The sequence below is a fragment of the Streptomyces erythrochromogenes genome, from assembly GCF_040684695.1.
Lineage (GTDB): Bacteria > Actinomycetota > Actinomycetes > Streptomycetales > Streptomycetaceae > Streptomyces > Streptomyces erythrochromogenes_C.
Genome location: NZ_JBFBGM010000026.1, coordinates 1 through 17,019 on the forward strand (window position 1 = coordinate 1; position 17,019 = coordinate 17,019).

Annotated in this window: 15 protein-coding genes; 10 read left to right on the plus strand and 5 right to left on the minus strand. The window is 73.8% G+C overall.

Annotated features, from left to right (window positions below):
* Both AB0O53_RS29975 and AB0O53_RS29980 read left to right on the plus strand, forming a co-directional pair.
* Positions 1-1,015: hypothetical protein (locus AB0O53_RS29975; RefSeq protein ID WP_365199819.1), on the plus strand; the 1,015-nt coding region annotated here is incomplete at its 5' end.
* Positions 1,016-1,043: 28 nt separating this feature from the next.
* Positions 1,044-1,979, plus strand: a complete 936-nt coding sequence (locus AB0O53_RS29980; protein ID WP_365199821.1) for an SDR family oxidoreductase — start codon at positions 1,044-1,046, stop codon at positions 1,977-1,979.
* A 255-nt stretch (positions 1,980-2,234) separates the two neighbouring features.
* On the opposite strand, the gene AB0O53_RS29985 is transcribed toward AB0O53_RS29980, so the two are convergent.
* Positions 2,235-3,008, minus strand: coding sequence for a TetR/AcrR family transcriptional regulator (locus AB0O53_RS29985; protein WP_350991693.1), 774 nt, complete (start codon positions 3,006-3,008; stop codon positions 2,235-2,237).
* Between the two features lie 108 nt (positions 3,009-3,116).
* On the opposite strand from AB0O53_RS29985, the gene AB0O53_RS29990 reads away from it, so the two are divergent.
* Positions 3,117-5,384 (plus strand): ATP-binding cassette domain-containing protein, encoded by a 2,268-nt coding sequence (locus tag AB0O53_RS29990; protein ID WP_350991692.1) that lies wholly within the window; start codon positions 3,117-3,119, stop codon positions 5,382-5,384.
* Between the two features lie 13 nt (positions 5,385-5,397).
* On the opposite strand, the gene AB0O53_RS29995 is transcribed toward AB0O53_RS29990, so the two are convergent.
* Together AB0O53_RS29995 and AB0O53_RS30000 are read right to left on the minus strand one after the other, a co-directional pair.
* Entirely contained in the window at positions 5,398-6,474 is a 1,077-nt protein-coding gene (locus AB0O53_RS29995) for an enoyl-CoA hydratase/isomerase family protein (protein ID WP_365199825.1), read from the minus strand.
* A gap of 745 nt (positions 6,475-7,219) precedes the next feature.
* Positions 7,220-7,483 carry a hypothetical protein gene (locus AB0O53_RS30000; RefSeq protein ID WP_365199826.1) on the minus strand — a complete coding sequence of 88 codons (264 nt, stop codon included), beginning with the start codon at positions 7,481-7,483 and terminating at the stop codon, positions 7,220-7,222.
* Positions 7,484-7,995: 512 nt separating this feature from the next.
* Here AB0O53_RS30000 and AB0O53_RS30005 point away from each other — a divergent pair.
* The 3 genes from AB0O53_RS30005 to AB0O53_RS30015 all read left to right on the plus strand — a co-directional run bounded on the left by AB0O53_RS30005 (position 7,996) and on the right by AB0O53_RS30015 (position 9,878).
* Entirely contained in the window at positions 7,996-8,322 is a 327-nt protein-coding gene (locus AB0O53_RS30005) for a hypothetical protein (RefSeq protein ID WP_365199829.1), read from the plus strand.
* Positions 8,315-9,160, plus strand: coding sequence for a hypothetical protein (locus tag AB0O53_RS30010; protein WP_365199830.1), 846 nt, complete (start codon positions 8,315-8,317; stop codon positions 9,158-9,160). The genes AB0O53_RS30005 and AB0O53_RS30010 overlap by 8 nt, the downstream gene beginning before the upstream one ends.
* A 268-nt stretch (positions 9,161-9,428) precedes the next feature.
* The gene (locus tag AB0O53_RS30015; protein WP_350991683.1) at positions 9,429-9,878 is read left to right on the plus strand and encodes a hypothetical protein; all 450 of its coding nucleotides are present in this window, start codon (positions 9,429-9,431) and stop codon (positions 9,876-9,878) included.
* 12 nt (positions 9,879-9,890) lie between these two features.
* On the opposite strand, the gene AB0O53_RS30020 is transcribed toward AB0O53_RS30015, so the two are convergent.
* Entirely contained in the window at positions 9,891-10,451 is a 561-nt protein-coding gene (locus AB0O53_RS30020; protein WP_365199833.1) for a DUF6434 domain-containing protein, read from the minus strand.
* Between the two features lie 137 nt (positions 10,452-10,588).
* Between AB0O53_RS30020 and AB0O53_RS30025 the strand changes: the two genes are divergently transcribed.
* From AB0O53_RS30025 to AB0O53_RS30040, 4 genes are all read left to right on the plus strand, one after another.
* Positions 10,589-11,170, plus strand: coding sequence for a hydrolase (locus AB0O53_RS30025; protein WP_350991679.1), 582 nt, complete (start codon positions 10,589-10,591; stop codon positions 11,168-11,170).
* A gap of 50 nt (positions 11,171-11,220) precedes the next feature.
* Complete coding sequence (locus AB0O53_RS30030; RefSeq protein WP_365199835.1) at positions 11,221-12,303, plus strand: saccharopine dehydrogenase family protein; 1,083 nt, start codon at positions 11,221-11,223, stop codon at positions 12,301-12,303.
* Complete coding sequence (locus AB0O53_RS30035) at positions 12,300-12,929, plus strand: TetR/AcrR family transcriptional regulator (RefSeq protein ID WP_350991675.1); 630 nt, start codon at positions 12,300-12,302, stop codon at positions 12,927-12,929. Before AB0O53_RS30030 ends, AB0O53_RS30035 begins: the two co-directional genes overlap by 4 nt.
* A gap of 65 nt (positions 12,930-12,994) precedes the next feature.
* Positions 12,995-14,983 carry a CASTOR/POLLUX-related putative ion channel gene (locus AB0O53_RS30040; protein ID WP_350991673.1) on the plus strand — a complete coding sequence of 663 codons (1,989 nt, stop codon included), beginning with the start codon at positions 12,995-12,997 and terminating at the stop codon, positions 14,981-14,983.
* Between the two features lie 22 nt (positions 14,984-15,005).
* Here the strand turns inward: AB0O53_RS30040 and AB0O53_RS30045 are convergent, their stop codons facing one another.
* A complete protein-coding gene (locus AB0O53_RS30045; protein ID WP_350991671.1) occupies positions 15,006-16,982 on the minus strand; it encodes a flavin monoamine oxidase family protein in 1,977 nt (658 codons plus the stop codon).
* Between the last annotated feature and the right edge of the window lie 37 nt (positions 16,983-17,019).

The following is a 17,019-nucleotide window of genomic DNA, read 5'->3' on the forward strand; positions in this document are numbered from 1 at the left end:
TGCGCAGCGACCGTGCGTGCGGGGCCCGGCCTGGTCCGTTCGGGTGAAGGGGCGGCCGCCGCGAACCGGTCGGCCGTCAGGCGGTGTCCGGGACCCGGCCCGGTGCCCCGACACCGCGGACCGCGCCGGAGGCGGCCTGGCTCGGCGGGCCACCGCCGATCCGCTGTTCCGGCTCGTCGCCTACGCCCTGGAGGCCGCGCACGGGCGGCCCCCGGCCGCCGTGTGGAGCGCCCCGTACGCCTTCCGGCTCGGTTCTCCCGGGCTCGTCGCCGCCGCGGGCTGGCCGACGGCCGTCGCCGCGGCTCCCCGCGACGACGGCCTGGTGCGGCTCAGCTCCCTCGGCCATCCGGCGGACGGCTGCGACCTGCCGCTGACCCTGTCCGGGCCGCTGCCCGACGCCCCCGCCTGGGCCGTCCGGCCGTACACGGTGCTGCGGACACTGGCCCGCGCCGGGTACGGCCGCGGCGGGACGGACCTGCACGTGCAGGGCTCGCTCACGGCGGCCACCGGACTGGCCACGGCCGAACCGGTCGACTGCGCGGTGGCCCTGGCGGTGGCCGACGTGCACGCGGCGGCCGGCGAGCGGCCCGACCGTGCGCTCCTGGCCCGGCTGCTGGCCGAAGCCCTGCCGGAGGGGGACGACGGCCTGCGCCGGGCGGTGTTCCACGCCCGGCCCGGCCGGGCCCTGCTGCTGGGCGCACGGCCACGCCGACGGCGGTACGTCGCCTTCGACCCGGCGGCCTCGGGGTCACGGCTGGTGCTGATGGCCGTACGGGGCGAGGCAGCGGACCGGCCCCGTGAGCTGGCCCGCGCCGCGTCCGGCGCCCGCCGGGCCGGGGCGCTGAGCGCCTGGCCTCCCGGGCGGGAGCCGGGCCGGAGCCTGCTGATGCTGCTGCCGGAGGCGCGGCGGGCGGCGGTGCGGTCCGCCGTCGCGGAGGACTTCCGCGGCCGGGGCCGTCCCGTACCGCGGTTCCTGAACATCGCCGTGGCCGGTGCGGCCCGGCGCGAGGAATGACCCGGGCGACCCGTCGTAGGGTCGCGGTATGACTCTCGAAGGTGCCGCGGACGTCAAGGATCTGAGGGGCAGGGTGGCCCTGGTCGCGGGGGCGACGCGTGGTGCGGGCCGCGGCATCGCGGTCCAACTCGGGGCGCGGGGCGCGACCGTGTACGTGTCGGGGCGCAGCACCCGTGGCCGGCGGTCGGAGTACGACCGGCCCGAGACGATCGAGGAGACCGCCGAGCTGGTCACCGCGGCGGGCGGCCGGGGGATCGCGGTGGTCGCCGACCATCTGGTGCCGGCCGAGGTGGAGGCCCTGGTCCGGCGGATCGACACCGAACAGGGCCGCCTGGACGTGCTGGTCAACGACATCTGGGGCGGGGAGCTGCTCTTCGAGTGGGACAGCACGGTCTGGGAGCACGACCTGGACAAGGGATTGCGGCTGCTGCGGCTGGCGGTGGAGACGCACGCCATCACCAGCCACTTCGCGGTGCCGTTGCTGCTGCGCGAGCCGGGCGGTCTGGTGGTGGAGATGACGGACGGCACCGCCGACTACAACGCGGCCCACTACCGGGTCTCCTTCTTCTACGACATCGCCAAGTCCTCGGTACTGCGCATGGCGTTCGCGCTCGGGCACGAGCTCGGCCCGCGCGGAGCGACGGCGGTGGCGCTGACGCCGGGCTGGCTGCGCTCGGAGATGATGCTCGACGCCTACGGCGTGACGGAGGAGACCTGGCGGGACGCACTGGCCGCGAACCCGCACTTCGCGATCTCCGAGACCCCCGCGTACGTGGGCCGCGCGGTCGCGGCCCTCGCCGCGGACCCGGAGGTCTCCCGCTGGAACGGCCAGTCCCTCTCCAGCGGCCGCCTGGCCCAGGTCTACGGCTTCACGGACCTGGACGGCAGCCGCCCGGACGCCTGGCGCTACCTGGTCGAGGTCCAGGACCCGGGCCACGAGGCGAACACCACCGGCTACCGCTAGGCCGCCGCCTCGCCGAACCCGGGAGTCATCGCACTGCGGTTCGTCGAGCTGGTGGCCCGGGACCGGTCTTCGCGTTGTGCATGATGCGGACACCGCTGATGGGCCCGCCCCGGCTCAGGCGGCAGGCGCGCGCGGCGCTCGCCGCCGCTGCCCGCCGCGCCCAGGCCCCGGCATCCCGCATCGGCCGCGCGGCCCCCCTGAGACCGGCACCGCCGTCGCGCGGCCGCCGCATGCCGCACCGGTCCGGGCGCCGGCCTACGACGTGGCGCGGTCGGACGGGCGGGAGGCCAGGCGGTGGGTCAGGCCGTCCAGGACGCACCGGAGGCCGAAGGCCCAGATCGTCCGGGGGTGGTAGCCGCCGACCGCGGCGCCGACGCGGCCGGCAAGCGGGTGGCGGTCGGGGTCCAGGGCGCGCTCCAGCAGCGGGGCGCTGACGGCCCACCAGTCCTCCTGGCTCTGGCGGCGGTTGTGGTCGGCGTCGTCGGCGGCGGCCAGCGCGTTGGCGTGCACGAAGCCGAGCAGGTGGGTCAGGGCGGCGTCCATCTCGGTGTCGGTCAGGCCGATGCCCTCGAAGGCCGCCAGTTCGTGCTCGTACTTCCCGATCACCCCGGGACCCAGCGGCGGACGGGTGACGGCGAGGTCGGCGATCCACGGGTGGCGGGCCATCAGGTCCCGGTTGTCCTCGGCCACCCGGGTCACGCGGGCCCGCCAGGGCTCCTCGGGGTCGGCGGACCGGCGTTCCATGTGCAGGTACGCGTCGTCGAGCATCAGGTCGAGCAGTTCGGCCTTGCCGGGTACGTACGTGTAGACGGTCATCGGCGTCACGCCGAGCCGCTGGGCCAGCGCCCGCATGGTCAGCGCGGCCAGGCCCTCCTCGTCGGCGAGCACGGTCGCGGCGCGGACGACGGCGTCCACGCTGAGGCCCTGCCGCGGACCGCGCCGAGCGGGCTGCGCCGGCTGCCCGGGCTCGCGCCACAGCAGCTCCAGCGTGCGGACGGGGTCTCCCGCGCCGCTGCGGTCCTTCACCATGTCCCGGCCTCCGAGCCGTCGCCATCAATTCACTACAACGTATAGAGTACAACGTATAGAGTAAAGCGCAGAGAGTAAGCCGAGACGCGCCGCACCTCGAGGAGTTCCGTGCACATCGCCGCCGACAACCACCAGGTCATCCAGGTCCGGGGGGCCCGGGAGAACAACCTCGCCGACATCTCCCTGGACATCCCCAAGCGTCGCCTCACGGTCTTCACCGGCGTCTCCGGCTCCGGGAAGTCCTCCCTCGTCTTCGGCACCATCGCCGCCGAGTCACAGCGGATGATCAACGAGACGTACACCGCCTTCGTCCAGTCCTTCATGCCGAGCCTCGGCCGCCCGGACGTGGACGGACTGCACAACCTGAGCGCCGCCATCGTGGTCGACCAGGAGCGGATGGGCGCGGGTTCCCGCTCCACCGTGGGCACCGCCACCGACGCCTACACCATGCTGCGGATCATCTACTCCCGCGTCGGCACGCCGCACATCGGCACGTCCAGCGCGTTCAGCTTCAACAACCCCGACGGGATGTGCCCGCGCTGCGAGGGCGTCGGCGAGGTCTCCGACATCGACGTGGACCAGCTGGTCGACCGCGAACTCACCCTCAACGAGGGCGCGATCACCGTCCCGGGCTTCGCCGTGGAGTCCTGGTACTGGCAGAACATGGCGAACTCCGGCTTCTACTCCCCCGACACCAGGCTCAAGGACTTCACCGAGCAGGAGTGGGCCGACTTCCTGCACAGAAGCGCGGTGAAGGTGAAGTCCGGCTCCAACGGCTTCACCTACGAGGGCCTGATCACCAAGATCACGCGCCTCTACCTGGCCAAGGACCGCGAGTCCATGCAGCCCCACATCCGCGCCTTCGTGGACCGCGCGGTGGTCTTCACCGCCTGCCCGGACTGCGGGGGCACCCGCCTCTCGGCGGCCGCGCTGTCCTCGCGCATCCACGGCGTGAACATCGCCGAGTGCGCGTCGATGCAGATCAGCGAACTGGCCGGCTTCGTGCGCCGGATCGACGACCCCGCCGTGGCCCCGATGCTGGTCAACCTCCGGGGCCTGCTCGACTCCCTCGTCGAGATCGGCCTGGGCTACCTCAGCCTGGACCGCCCCTCCGGCACGCTGTCCGGCGGCGAGGCCCAGCGCGTGAAGATGGTCCGGCACCTGGGCTCTTCCCTCACGGACGTCACCTACGTCTTCGACGAGCCGACCACCGGCCTGCACCCGCACGACATCCAGCGCATGAACGACCTGCTGCTGCGGCTGCGCGACAAGGGCAACACCGTGCTGGTCGTGGAGCACAAGCCCGAGGTCATCGCGATAGCCGACCACGTCGTGGACCTCGGTCCCGGCGCCGGCACGGCCGGCGGAGAGCTCTGCTACAGCGGGGACGTGGCCGGGCTGCGCACCTCCGGCACGCTCACCGGCCGCCACCTCGGACACCGGGCACGGCTGCGGGAGTCGGTGCGCACCCCGCGCGGCCACCTGTCGGTGAAGGGCGCCGACCTGCACAACCTCAAGGACGTCAGCGTGGAGGTGCCGCTCGGCGTGCTCACCGTGGTGACCGGTGTCGCGGGTTCCGGCAAGAGCTCGCTGATCCACGGCTACCTGTCCGGGCGCGAGGGGGTGGTCGTGGCCGACCAGTCGCCGATCCGCGGTTCGCGCCGTTCCAACCCGGCCACCTACACCGGGCTGCTGGGGCCGATCCGGACCGCGTTCGCCAAGGCCAACGGCGTCAAGGCGGCCCTCTTCAGCGCGAATTCGGAGGGCGCCTGCCCGAAGTGCAACGGCCTCGGGCTGGTCTACACGGACCTGGCGATGATGGCCGGGGTGGCCACGGTGTGCGAGGAGTGCGAGGGCAAGCGGTTCACCCCCGAGGTGCTGACGTACCGGCTGCGCGGCAAGAACATCAGCGAGGTGCTGAACATGCCGGTCGCGGAGGCGCACGAGTTCTTCTCCACCGGGCAGGCACGGACCCTCCTGGGCCGCCTGTCCGACGTGGGCCTCTCCTACGTGCGGCTCGGGCAGCCGCTCAACACCCTGTCGGGCGGTGAGCGGCAGCGGCTGAAGCTCGCGATCAGCATGGCGGAGAAGTCCTCGACGTACATCCTGGACGAGCCGACGACCGGACTGCACATGGCCGACGTCGACAAGCTGCTCGCCCTGCTGGACCGGCTCGTCGACGACGGCAACTCGGTGATCGTCATCGAGCACCACCAGGCCGTGATGGCGCACGCCGACTGGCTGATCGACATCGGCCCGGGCGGCGGGCACTCCGGGGGCCGGGTCGTCTTCGAAGGCACCCCGGCCTCACTGGTGGCCGGGGGCGACACCCTGACCGCCCGTCATCTGCGCGAGTACGTCAGCGCGGACGCGTAGCCGCCCGCGGGATCTACGCCGGACGGAGTTCGCGGCCCTCGCCCAGCGGGGCGAAGAACCGCTCGACGTCGGCTTCGGTGACCGCGGCCAGGGTCGGCGGGGACCAGCGCGGGTTGCGGTCCTTGTCGACGACCTGCGCCCGGATGCCCTCGACCAGGTCGGGTGAGGTCAGTGCGTTGCAGGAGACCCGGTACTCCTGGGCCAGCGCCTCCTCCAGCGTGTCGAGGGCGGCGGCCCGGCGCACCGCGGCGAGGGTGGTCTTCAGCGCGGTCGGGGACTTGGCGAGGATCGTCTCCGCCGCCTCCTTCGCCGCCTGGTCGCCCTGGCCGAGGAGCCTGTCCACGATCTCCTCGACCGTGTCGGCCGCGTAGCAGTGGTCGATCCAGGAGCGCCCGCCGTCGAGCACCCCGGGCCCGGGCGTGGCGGCGTAGTGCGGCAGGACCTCGTCGGCGGGGGCCGTGGCGAGATCCGCGGTGAGCGCCGGGAGGCGTGCGGCGGGTACGAAGTGGTCGGCGAGCCCGCAGAGCAGCGCGTCCGCGGCGCCCACCGCGGCACCGGTGAGGGCGAGATGGGTGCCGAGCCGGCCGGGGGCGCGGCCCAGCAGCCAGGTCCCCCCGACGTCCGGGACGAAGCCGATGCCGGTCTCGGGCATGGCGACGCGGGAGCGTTCGGTGACGATGCGGACGCTGCCGTGCGAGGAGAGGCCGACGCCGCCGCCCATGACGATGCCGTCCATGAGGGCGACGTACGGCTTGGGGTAGCGGGCGATGCGGGCGTTGAGCCGGTACTCGTCGCGCCAGAAGTCGGCGGAGGCGGTGTTCCCCGCCCTGGCGTCGTCGTGGATGGCCCGGATGTCGCCGCCCGCGCACAGCCCGCGCTCGCCGGCTCCGCGGACCAGGACCTGGCCGACCGCGGGGTCGTCCGCCCATGCCTCCAGGGCCCCGGCGATCCGCAGCACCATGGGGTGGGTGAGGGCGTTGAGGGCCCTGGGGCGGTTGAGGGTGACCACGCCGGTCCGTCCCGCGACGTGCAGCACAACGGTGTCGTCGTCGGCGGGCGCGTGGGCGCCGGTATCGGGTTCGCTGTTCACGGCCCTCACAGTAGGGCCGGGGCAGCGGTGCGCCACGGGCGGCCGTGGCCGGCGCCGGGCGCGCCCCGGTGCACCGGGGCGGGAAGGTCATGCCCGGCCCCCGCGGGGACCGGATCGGCCGGGAGCCCCGGGACTGCCGAGGGTCCGGCACCACGGACATTCGCGGGGGTCGCTCCCCGAGTTCCCCGAGCTCCCCGAACTCACCTCAGGAGGCGGGGGCAGGGAGAAGCCCGCCCTGTATTCGTCCCGAAGCCGTGGCATCGAGCCGATCCCCGCGCCGGGTGGGACGGCTTCGCCGGCCGTGCCCGCGTCGGCGAGGCGGCGGATCACCCGCGCCACCGCTGCCCGCACCGCGCGCGCCACCCGTCGCCCGGTCGTCCAGGGACCACGAGCTGCCGGCTCGCCGCAGGGGGCGTCCGCGCGCGACCCTTCTCGCGGATTGTGTCCGGATGATCCGGAAGTCGGTCCGTGCAACGAATTTTCCCCATCTTCCGCGCATCTCGGAGGGATGGACCTTACATAACCCATTCGACGGCGAGAAGGCAGCACGGCGCGAATTGCGCGAGTTTTCACCCGCCCCCCGATGTGCGAATTGCCGGGGTTTTCACCCACTCCGAGGATGTACGAATTGCCGGGGTTTTTCAGTAACTCCGGCCGCCCTTTACGCCCGGGTGCGCCTGATCAGGACGCGCGGCCGGGGGTCCCGGTGCACGAGGGATCCGGTGGCGAACCGGGCGGTCCGCGCTCAGGACTGCAGCGGTTCGGCGGGCGGAACCGAGCGGCAGCCGGCGGGCGATTCGCCGTAGGACGGGTGGCCGACGTGGCTCATGAACGATCCGGGTGCGCGGACGCCGAGCAGCTCCTCCCCCGGCCAGACCGGCGCCGCGTCGTCCCGGCGGCCCAGCCGGGTGGCGTCCACGTGCAGGGACAGCACCTGCTTGAAGCGTCGCCGGCGCCTCAGCTCCAGGGCGTCCACGACCCAGAGACGGCCGGCTCCGGAGGAGCTCAAAGCAGTGAAAACCGTGCCCAGCGCAGTGGAAATCAGCACGATCCACAGGAGGATGCCTCCCACAGTCAGTCCTTTCGAAGGTTGTTGCGGCAAGGACCGCCCGAACCGGGGCCCCGGCGATCGACCGGCATAACGGGGAGGCATATGCCAGGTTGCGCCCCGTCCCCCGATTGCAGCCATGCACGGCAACCGGCCTTTGGCATCTCGGCCTATTTACCGATGACCGGCCACCCGCGCCGGTCCCCGAGCCCGATGCCCGCCCGAGGCCCCGCCCGGGAACGGCCGGGGGACGGCCCGGTGGGGCAGGGCCGGATCGACCGACGGGGGTGGTCGCATTGATGTACGCACATCGCCCCGGCCGCGGGGGTGTGCAGAGCGCCGCCGCGCCACTGCGGGGGAATAACGTTCCGGCTGTTTGTTGAAATCGATATGAAAGAGCCCGGCGCTTGCCCCTCGGCCACCATCACCCGGATGGCGCATACCCTGACCAACATCGACAGCGTTTATGGAATATGACAACAGCAAAGCTCCCCGTCTTCTTCCACGGGACCACGGAAGAAGACGGACAGGGAGACAGTTCTCATTCCGGCGCGATCCGGATCGGGAAGTGGCTTTTCATTCCGGGCTCGGCCGACCGCGGCGCGACCCGGAACGCAACGCTGGAACACGAGAGCCTGGAAATCGATCTGGGCGCCTCGTCGACGATCTTCGAGGACTTCCTGCGCACGATGAGCATGATCCAGACCGACTTCGGCAGGCGGTTGGGGAACGCGACGGCGTCCGCAACCGCGTCCGCATCAGCGGCCGGCGAGCGCTCGGGCGGCAGCTCCCGTGTATGAGCCGTACGCGTACACGGACATCCCGGGCCTCCGCCCCCAGCCGACGACCTCGGCGTTCTGGGGCTGGCCGGACCACGGACCGGATCCCTCCCCCGGGCAACCGCCCGGCGGTCCCGGCGAGGCGCACCGACCGTGGGATCCGGCGGAGGAGTTCGCCGGGCTATTCCAGGAGGGCGCCGCGCAGGCGCCGCGCGAGCCCCGCGCCCGAGGCGACTTCGACCGTACCGGTGACCCGGCCGGCACCATCGGCCTCGTCACGGGGCTGAAGAGCTCCGCTCCCGGCCGTCCGCCCGCGGACGCCTCCAGGGGGCACCGGCGGGCCCTGTCGAAATCGCCGGTGGTGCCGCCCCTGCTGCAAACGGGCAGCCTGTTCGCCGCAGCGCTGGTGGGCGGCATCGCCGCAGTGGTGAGCATCCTCAGCGGCCTCGCCATCTGCGACGCCCTGCGCCACAGCGCCGGACCCCACGCGGACCGCGAAGTGGTCAGCTGGTGGCCCCTGCTGATCTACGGCCCCTGGATGGTCGCCTCGCTGTCCATCCTCAGATCGGCGCTGCACCAGCGCCGCGCGCTCCACTCCTGGTCGATCGTGCTGCTGTTCTCCACCCTGGCCACGCTCCTGTGCGTGGCCCAGGCGCCCAGGACGATCGCCGCCGGCGCGGCGTCCGCCCTCCCGGCCGTCGCGGCGCTGGCCTGCTTCCAGCAGCTGGTCCGCCAGATCACGCTCACCCGACCGCCCCGCCAGGCCGCTCCGCGGCACCGCAATCCGACGGCTTCCGTGTCCGCCGCGCTCCGGCAGTCCGCCACCCCCGGAAGCGGCCGATTCGGACAGGGCGGATGACGGTCCCCCGTGCGCGGCGGGCGAGGGCCGATCACCCCGTGGGCGGCCACCGCGAGGAGCAAAGGCGGTAGCAGCTGCCGACTCCTCCCTGGCCAAACCGGTCCTTCCCACGCATCAAAGAGGTGTTCACCTGCACCTTTGAAACGAAGATCGAAACCGATGGTCACGGGCCGCACCCAGACTCCATCCGACGGTCTACCCGCTCACGCCCCTCGGCGAGCCGCGCTCCGGCGCCCCGTCTCCACGCCCATCACGAGAGATCGACACCATGTACGAACTGACCTACGCAGAGCGAATCCAGTACAAGCGGCGCCAGGACACCGCCTACCAGGCCGGCCAGGACGCCGTCGCCAACCTCCGGGCGGCGCTCGCGCTCGCGGACCTGACCCTTCCCTCCCTGAGCAACGACGGGCCCGTGGCCGGCCACGGCTTCGTCCGGCTCGGGGGGTGCAACGCGGCTTTCGCCAACCGGCTGGCCGAAGTGGTCGCCGCAGGTGCCCACGCCCTGCAGTACCAGCAGCAGGTCGGCGCAGCCGAACAGCCCCGGAAAGGAGCGCAGCAACAGCCCACCCCCCACGGCGTCGAAGTCGTCGGCCACCGGAGCGTACGCACGGAGGTTCCGGCCGCACCGGACCCCGTCGTCGCGTTCCTCCTCGCCGTGCGTCACGGCGCCAGGCATCCGGCCCGCGCGGACCGCAGGCCGACGCCGGCCCACTGAAGCCCTGCCGGTTCAGTCGCGGGGGCGGGCCCGGTGGGCCCGCCAGGCGGCGAGGGCGTCCGTGCGCGTGCCCGCGGGGTGCCGGGCGTGCCAGTCGCGCAGGAAGCGGTTGAACTCGAACTGGGCGTCGATCACCCGGGGTTCGGCCGCCCGGGCCCGGGTCGCACGCCAGTGCTCGACGGCCTCGGCGAGGGTGTGCCCGGCCTGCCCGGCGACGTACTCCCTCATGGGGGCGTCGAAGTGGAAGCCGGGGCCGATCTCCCGCACGAAGTACTCCCGCAGCACCTGGCTGCAGCGCTGTCCGGGCGGGATCACCGTCGCCCCGTCGACGGGGGCGGCGAGTTGCCGTCCGGCCCGGCGGGGCGGGACGGGCGCCGTGACCGCGGGCTCGGGCAGGCCGTCGAGCGCGGCGGCGAGCCGGGCGGTGACGGCGGCCTTCCCGCCCCGGACGGTGATGCCCAGCTGCCGTGCCAGTCCGGTCAGTTCGGCCAGGGTCCAGTACCAGCGCAGCAGTTCCGCCCCGGTCAGCGCCGTCGACAGGAGGGGGCGCACCTCCCCCGCATTCGTACTCATGTTCGCATCCTAGGCCGCTTCTCCGTCGCGCGACATGCCGCGGCGATCCGCGGGGCGGCGCGGCCGCTTCTGACAGGCTTTCACCTCATGTCGAGCGCCCGTGGCGCCCCACCGCACCCGGCCCCGAAGGAGCGCACATGCCCGCCGACCCGAACGGCCTCGCCCTCGGCGAGGACACCGCCCTGGTCCTCATCGACCTGCAGACCGGCATCCTGGCCCTGCCCACCACCAGGCCCGCCTCCGAGGTCCTGGGGCGGGGCGTCGCGCTCGCCGAGGCGTTCCGCGCCCGCCGGCTGCCCGTGGTCCTGGTCAAGGTGGCCTGGTCGCCGGACGGCGGGGACCTGCCCACCGCCAACGTGGACCGCCCCGGGCCGGCGGCCGCCCCGCCCGCCGCGTTCTCCGAGATCCCCGCCGAACTCGCCACCCTCGGGGACGTGGTCGTCACCAAGCGCCACTGGGGCGCCTTCACCGGTACCGAGCTGGACCTGCAGCTCCGCCGCCGCGGCATCCACCGCATCGTCCTGGCCGGGATCTCCACCAGCGTCGGCGTCGAGTCCACCGCCCGTACGGCGTGGGAGCTCAGCTACGAGCTGGTCTTCCCGGAGGACGCCACCGCCGACACCGACGCCGACTCCCACGCGCACACCTTCGGCAAGATCTTCCCCCGCATCGGCAAGGTGAGCACCACCGACGAGGTCATCGCCGCCCTGCGCCCCTGAGCGCGGGCCCCTGTTCGCATTTTTAGGTCGATCGACCTAGAATCTGCGGCATGACTGATGCACTGCGGTACGACCCGTCCGGACCCGTCCTGATCACCGGGGGGTACGGAACCGTCGGCGCCGAGATCGCCCGGATGGTCGCCCCCGGCTCCCCGGTCCTGCTCACCGGCCGTTCACCCGAGCGCGGCCGGGCCCTGGCCGCCGAGACCGGCGCCGAGGTGCGCGCGTGGGACCTCGGCTCCGCGGACCCCTTCCGCGCGGAGGTCCGGGCCGTGGTCAACGCGGTCAACGACCCGGAGGACCGGGTGCTGCGGGCCGCCGTCGAGGGCGGCGTCCCCTACGTCGACATCACCCGCTGGACCGCCCGGATGCAGCGGGCGGTCACCGTGGCGACCCTGCTGGGCCCGACCGCGCCCGTCCTGCTGTCCTCGGCCTGGATGGGCGGAGTGAGCAGCCTCGTCGCCGCGTCGCTCGGCGCCGCCCTGGGCGGCGCCGAGCAGGTGGAGATCGCCGTCCGCTGGGACATGGCCGACCGGTCCGGCGCGGACTCGGTCGAGTTCATGGACCGGCTCGGCGTGGGGTTCGAGGTGGTCGACGGCGGACGCCGCCGGCGCGCCGACCCGCTCACGGAGGCCCGTACGGTCCTCATCGGCGGAACTCCCGTACGCGTCGCGCGCATCGACACCCCGGAACAGTTCACCCTCCCGCTGACCCTCGCCACCTCCACCGCGGCCACCCGCATCGGCTTCAGCTCCCCGGCCGCCACCCGCGCGCTCCTCGCCCTGCGGGGCACCGGCTTCTTCCACTGGGCCGGCGGGGAGCGCTGGGCGCCGGCGCGCCGCGCGCTGCTGCACTCGCCCGGGGACGGCGGTACGGCGCAGCTGCGCGTCGACGTGTCGCGCGGCGGGCGCAGCCGCACCGCGACCGTCACCGACCCGCGCGGCCAGGGCCATCTGACCGCCGTCGGGGCGTTCCTGGGACTGCACCGCGTGCTGGGCACCGACGGGGCACCGCCGCCGCGGGGCGTGGTCTTCCCCGAGCAGCACCCCGACCCGGTCGCGGCGGCCGCCCGCCTCGCGGACCACGGCGTACGCGTCGAGTTCGACCGGGCGGGGACGGGGGCCGCGGCATGACCCCCGCACATCCTTCGAACCCCTCGGCGCCGACTCCGAAGGGGCACCAGCGGCGCACGGCCCTGCTGGACGCCGCGGAGCGGATCCTCGGCTCGGCCGGGGGCGCCGAACTGACGATGCGGGCGGTCGCCGACGCGGCGGGCGTCCGGCTGGGCCACCTCCAGTACTACTTCCCGGCCCGTTCGGACCTCCTGGCCGCCCTGCTCGACCGGGTCCTGACGGCCTCGCTGGCGCGCGTCGCCGCCCTGGCGGAGGCCGGCGGCGCCGCCGAGGACCCGGCGGACGTCCTGGACACCCTCCTCGGCGACCACGACGACCCGTCCCTGGTACGGCTGTTCACCGAGGTCTGGGCCATGGCCGCGCACGACGAGGACGCGGCCGGAGCCGTCCGCGCCTTCTACGCCGCCTACGCCGGGCACGTGGCCCGCTTCGTCCTCGGCCGCTCCCACGGCCTGGACCCCGGCGCGGCGCACGCCCGCGCCGAGGTCTTCGTGATGCTCATGGAGGGCGCGTCGCTGTTCCGCTCGGGCATCGCCGGCCGGGCCGGCGCGGTGACCGACGCCGCGCTGCGCCGCACCCTGCTCGGCCTGCTCGGGCCGCCCGCCCCCGAGAGCGGGGCCGCGTAGGCCGGTTCCGGCCGTAACCCGGAGGGCTCCCGCCGGTTAGCAGCCCGGAAGACGAGGGAGCACGCATGGCACAGCAGCACACGACGTCCCTGCGGCTGCGCCTGCGGTACCGGTTCGACAACCTCGTGGCGGGGGGAACCACCCCGCTCATCGGATGGCTGGCGCTGGCCTGCCTGGCCGTCGTCGTCCCGGCGAGCGCGGTACTGGTCTGGGCCGACCGGGCCGCCCCGCCGACCCTCTCGGGGCGGCTCACGGCCGTCTGGGTCAGCGTCGGTCAGACCCTCAAGCTCGGCGGGGCGGTCGGCCCGCCCCTCTACGTGCTCGCCTCGCTGACGCTCGCCCTGGTGGCCCTGCTGTTCGTGTCGACGCTGGTCAGTCTGATCACCACCGGCATCAACCGGCGCATCATGGCGCTGCGCCGCGGGCACTCCACGGTGCTGGAGGCGGGGCACACCGTCGTCCTGGGCTGGTCCGACCAGATCTTCCCGGTGGTCTCCGAACTCGCCCGGGCGGGCGCCAACCAGCGCCGGTCCGCCATCGCGGTCCTCGCGCCCAAGGACAAGGTGGACATGGAGGACGAGGTCGCCACCGGCCTCGGCGGCACGGGACGCCGTACGGGCACGGGGGCCACCCGGATCATCTGCCGCAGCGGCCCCACCACCGACCCGGCGGCGCTGGCCCGGGTCAGCCCCCGGACGTCGAAGGCGGTCCTCGTACTGCCTCCCGACGGGGACGCGGGCGACGCCCAGGTGGTCAAGACCCTCCTCGCCCTCGACGCCGCGCTCCCCCGCCCGCGCGAGGCGGTCGTGGTCGCCGCGGTCCGCGACTCCCGCAACCACCTCACCGCGCAGCTGGCGGCGGGGCCCGGCGGGCACGTGCTGTGCGCGGACGAGATCATCGCCCGGCTCCTCGTCCAGACCGCCCTGCAGCCCGGGCTCTCCCTCGTCTACCAGGACCTGCTGGACTTCGACGGCGACGAGTTCTACACCGCCGCCGCCCAGGACCTCGCCGGACGCGCCTTCGGCGAGGCCCTTCTGGCGTTCACCACGTCCTCGGTGGTCGGGATCCTGCGCGCCGACGGCCGTGTCGTGCTCAATCCGGACCCGGACGCGGAGATCGGGGCGGGCGACCGGATCGTCCTCATCTCCGAGGACGACGACACGGCCGTACCGCAGCCCGCGGGCCCGTGGGTGGAGGAGGACGCGATCACCACCGCCTTCCCCCGGCCCCGCTGCGCCGAGCGCCTGCTCCTCCTCGGGTGGAACCGGCGCGCACCGCTCGTCGTCGAGCAGCTCGACGAGTTCGTGGCCCCCGGCAGCACCCTGGACGTCGTGGCCCTCGGCCACGGGGCGGCCCCGCGGACCGCCGCCGGGGTGGCCGCGGCGCGCAGCCGCCTCGAAGTGGCCTTCCACAGCGGGGACATCACCGACCCGGACGTACTGGCCAAACTGGACGTGCCCTCCTACGACGGCGTGATCGTGATCGGCGAGACGGACCGCGAGAACGCGCCCGCCCAATCGGCCACGGCCACCGCCCCTGCCGGCGCGGCCGGCGTGCCTGCGCCCGCCTTCGCCCCGGAGCCCGGGAGCGCCACGGACGACCGGACCCTGGTGACGCTGCTGCACCTGCGGGCGATCGGAGAGGCCGCGGGCCGCGAACTCCCGCTGACCACCGAGATGTCCGACGACGGCAACCGGCTGCTCGCGCCCGCCCGGGCCGGCGCCGACTTCATCGTCAGCGGCAGGCTGATCAGCCTCCTGATGACGCAGATCTCGGAGAGCGGGCATCTCGCCGACGTCTTCGAGGAGTTGTTCAGGGCGGAGGGCAGCGAGTTCTACCTGCGGCCGGCGGCGGACTACGTCCGCACCGACCGTGAGGTGGCGTTCGCGACGGTGGTCGAGTCGGCGCGGCGCCGCCGGGAGTGCGCGGTGGGCTACCGGCTGCGCGCGCAGGCCGCCACGGCCCCCTCGTACGGTGTGCGGCTCAATCCCGACAAGAGGCAGCGGGTCCGCTTCGGCGAGCGCGACTGGGTGGTCGTGCTCGCCGAGAGCTGAGCCGCGGCCGGCCGGCGGGCTCTCACCCCGAGGTGTGGACCTCCAGGGCGGTGCGCACCGCGGATTCGAGGGCGCCCTCGATCCACGCGGGCTTGATGGAGGTGTGGCAGCCCGCGAAGTGCAGGTTCCCCTCCGCCCGGCGCACGTGCGGGAAGAGCTCGGTGTGCTGGCCCGGCAGGAGCACGGAGGCCTCGCCGTAGGCGTAGGGGTCGCGCATCCAGGACTGGGTGCGTCCGACGCCGGTGTAGAACACCTCGATCCGCTGGCCGAACACCTCCTGGACGCCGGCCAGCGCGCGGGGGTAGCGCTCGTCGTCGTCCAGGGAGTCCCACTTCAGGGCGTCGTCCGCCCAGCTGTAGGAGGCGAGCACGACTCCGCCCGGGCTGCCCTCGACGGGGTGGGAGGGCTGGAACATGAAGCGGTTGGGGTTGTCGGTCGCCGAGCCGCCGCCGATGACCCCGGCGGCTTCCGGCTGGTCGCGGCCGAGGCTGCGGCAGGCCGCGTAGTGGGCCCGCTGGGCCCCGGAGATGCCGCTGCGCGCCACGGAGGAGTGGGCGCCCAGCAGCGAGCCGTCCTCCGGGGTCCGCCCGAGCTGGTACGTGCGGTACAGGCCGGGCCGTACGGCCTCCAGTTCGCGCTTCCAGTCGGCCTCGTCGAACTCCCACCAGCGGCGGCTGAACTCCAGCAGCACCTTGGTGGCCGCGTCGTAGTGCAGCTCGGTGATCGCGCGCCGCTTGCCGTAGGAGAGGGCGGGGGTGACGGGGATGTGGCGCAGCCCGGAGAAGGGGACCGTGATGATCGCGCTGTCACCGGTGAAGCTCTCGCGCTGCACCGGGCGGCCGCCCCGGCCCTCGGAGACGGTGTCGACGGTGACCCGGCCCTCCCCGTGGGTGATGCGGGTGGCGCGCCGGTCGAGCCGCACGATGTCCCGGACCCGGGCGTAGAGGGCGTCGGCCAGGGTGGCGGTGCCGCCGGGCAGTTCGAAGAAGGCGGTGTCGGGGCTGATGAGGGAGGCCCCGATGAAGCTGTGCACGAAGGCGAGGTGGAGGCGGGAGGTGAGGTTCTCGACGGTGCCGATCAGGTCGACGGTGCGCTCGTCGAGCTTCGCCTCCTCGGTCAGGTAGCGGTACATCGACATGTGGCCGTAGCGCTGGATGATGCGGGCCCAGCCTTCGACGAGCGCCCTGTCCTTCCTGCCCTCGATCTCCTTGCGCACGGGGGCGAAGGCGTCGCGGACGATCTGCGCGGCGGGGATCGCCTCGTGGGCCGCCGGCACCCCGAAGGAGCGGTTGAGGGTCCGCGGGCTGCGTGCGTAGTCGGCGCGGCGGACGCGGATGCCGTTGACGAAGATCCAGGTGCGGTGGGCGGGGCGGCCTGAGCCGTCGACGTCGACCAGGTGGAAGCGCCGGCGCTGGAGGCCGAGGCTGTCGATCAGGCCGGTGACCAGCGGGTGCCTGTCGGGGATCCGCATGGCGCCGGCCTCGGCGTACTGCTGGGGATCGGCGAAGGGCGCGGGGGACTTCTCGTGCCCGCCGGTGCGGAAGGTCTTGATCCGGCCGCCGACGCGGTTGCCGTTGGCCTCGATGACGGTGACCCGGTGCCCGGCCTCGCGCAGCAGGTGGGCGGCGGTCAGGCCGGCCGGTCCGGCGCCGACGACCAGTACGTTCCGGCGGGGTGTGCGCGAGCGCGGCAGGCCGTTGCCGAGGAGGATGTCCGCGTAACGGGGCACCAGGGGCTCGTCGTCGTCACCCCGTACGAGGACGGCCCGGGCGATCGTGAGGCAGGTCTCCCAGTCCGGGCGCGCGGAGCCCGCCGGCGCCTGCGGGGTCCCGGCGGACGCGGCGGCGACCGTGAGGGCGCCGGCTCCCGCGACCCCGGCGGCGCCGGCGATGAGCGTACGGCGGGAGGGGCGTCGGACGGTGTCCGCAGCGGGCTGGGGCGCGGGGTCGGAGCAGGGTGCGGGGTCGTTGCCGGGTGCCGGGGAAGAGTCGATGATCATGAGTCAACTCTCCCGGCGCCCCGGGTCCTTGATCACC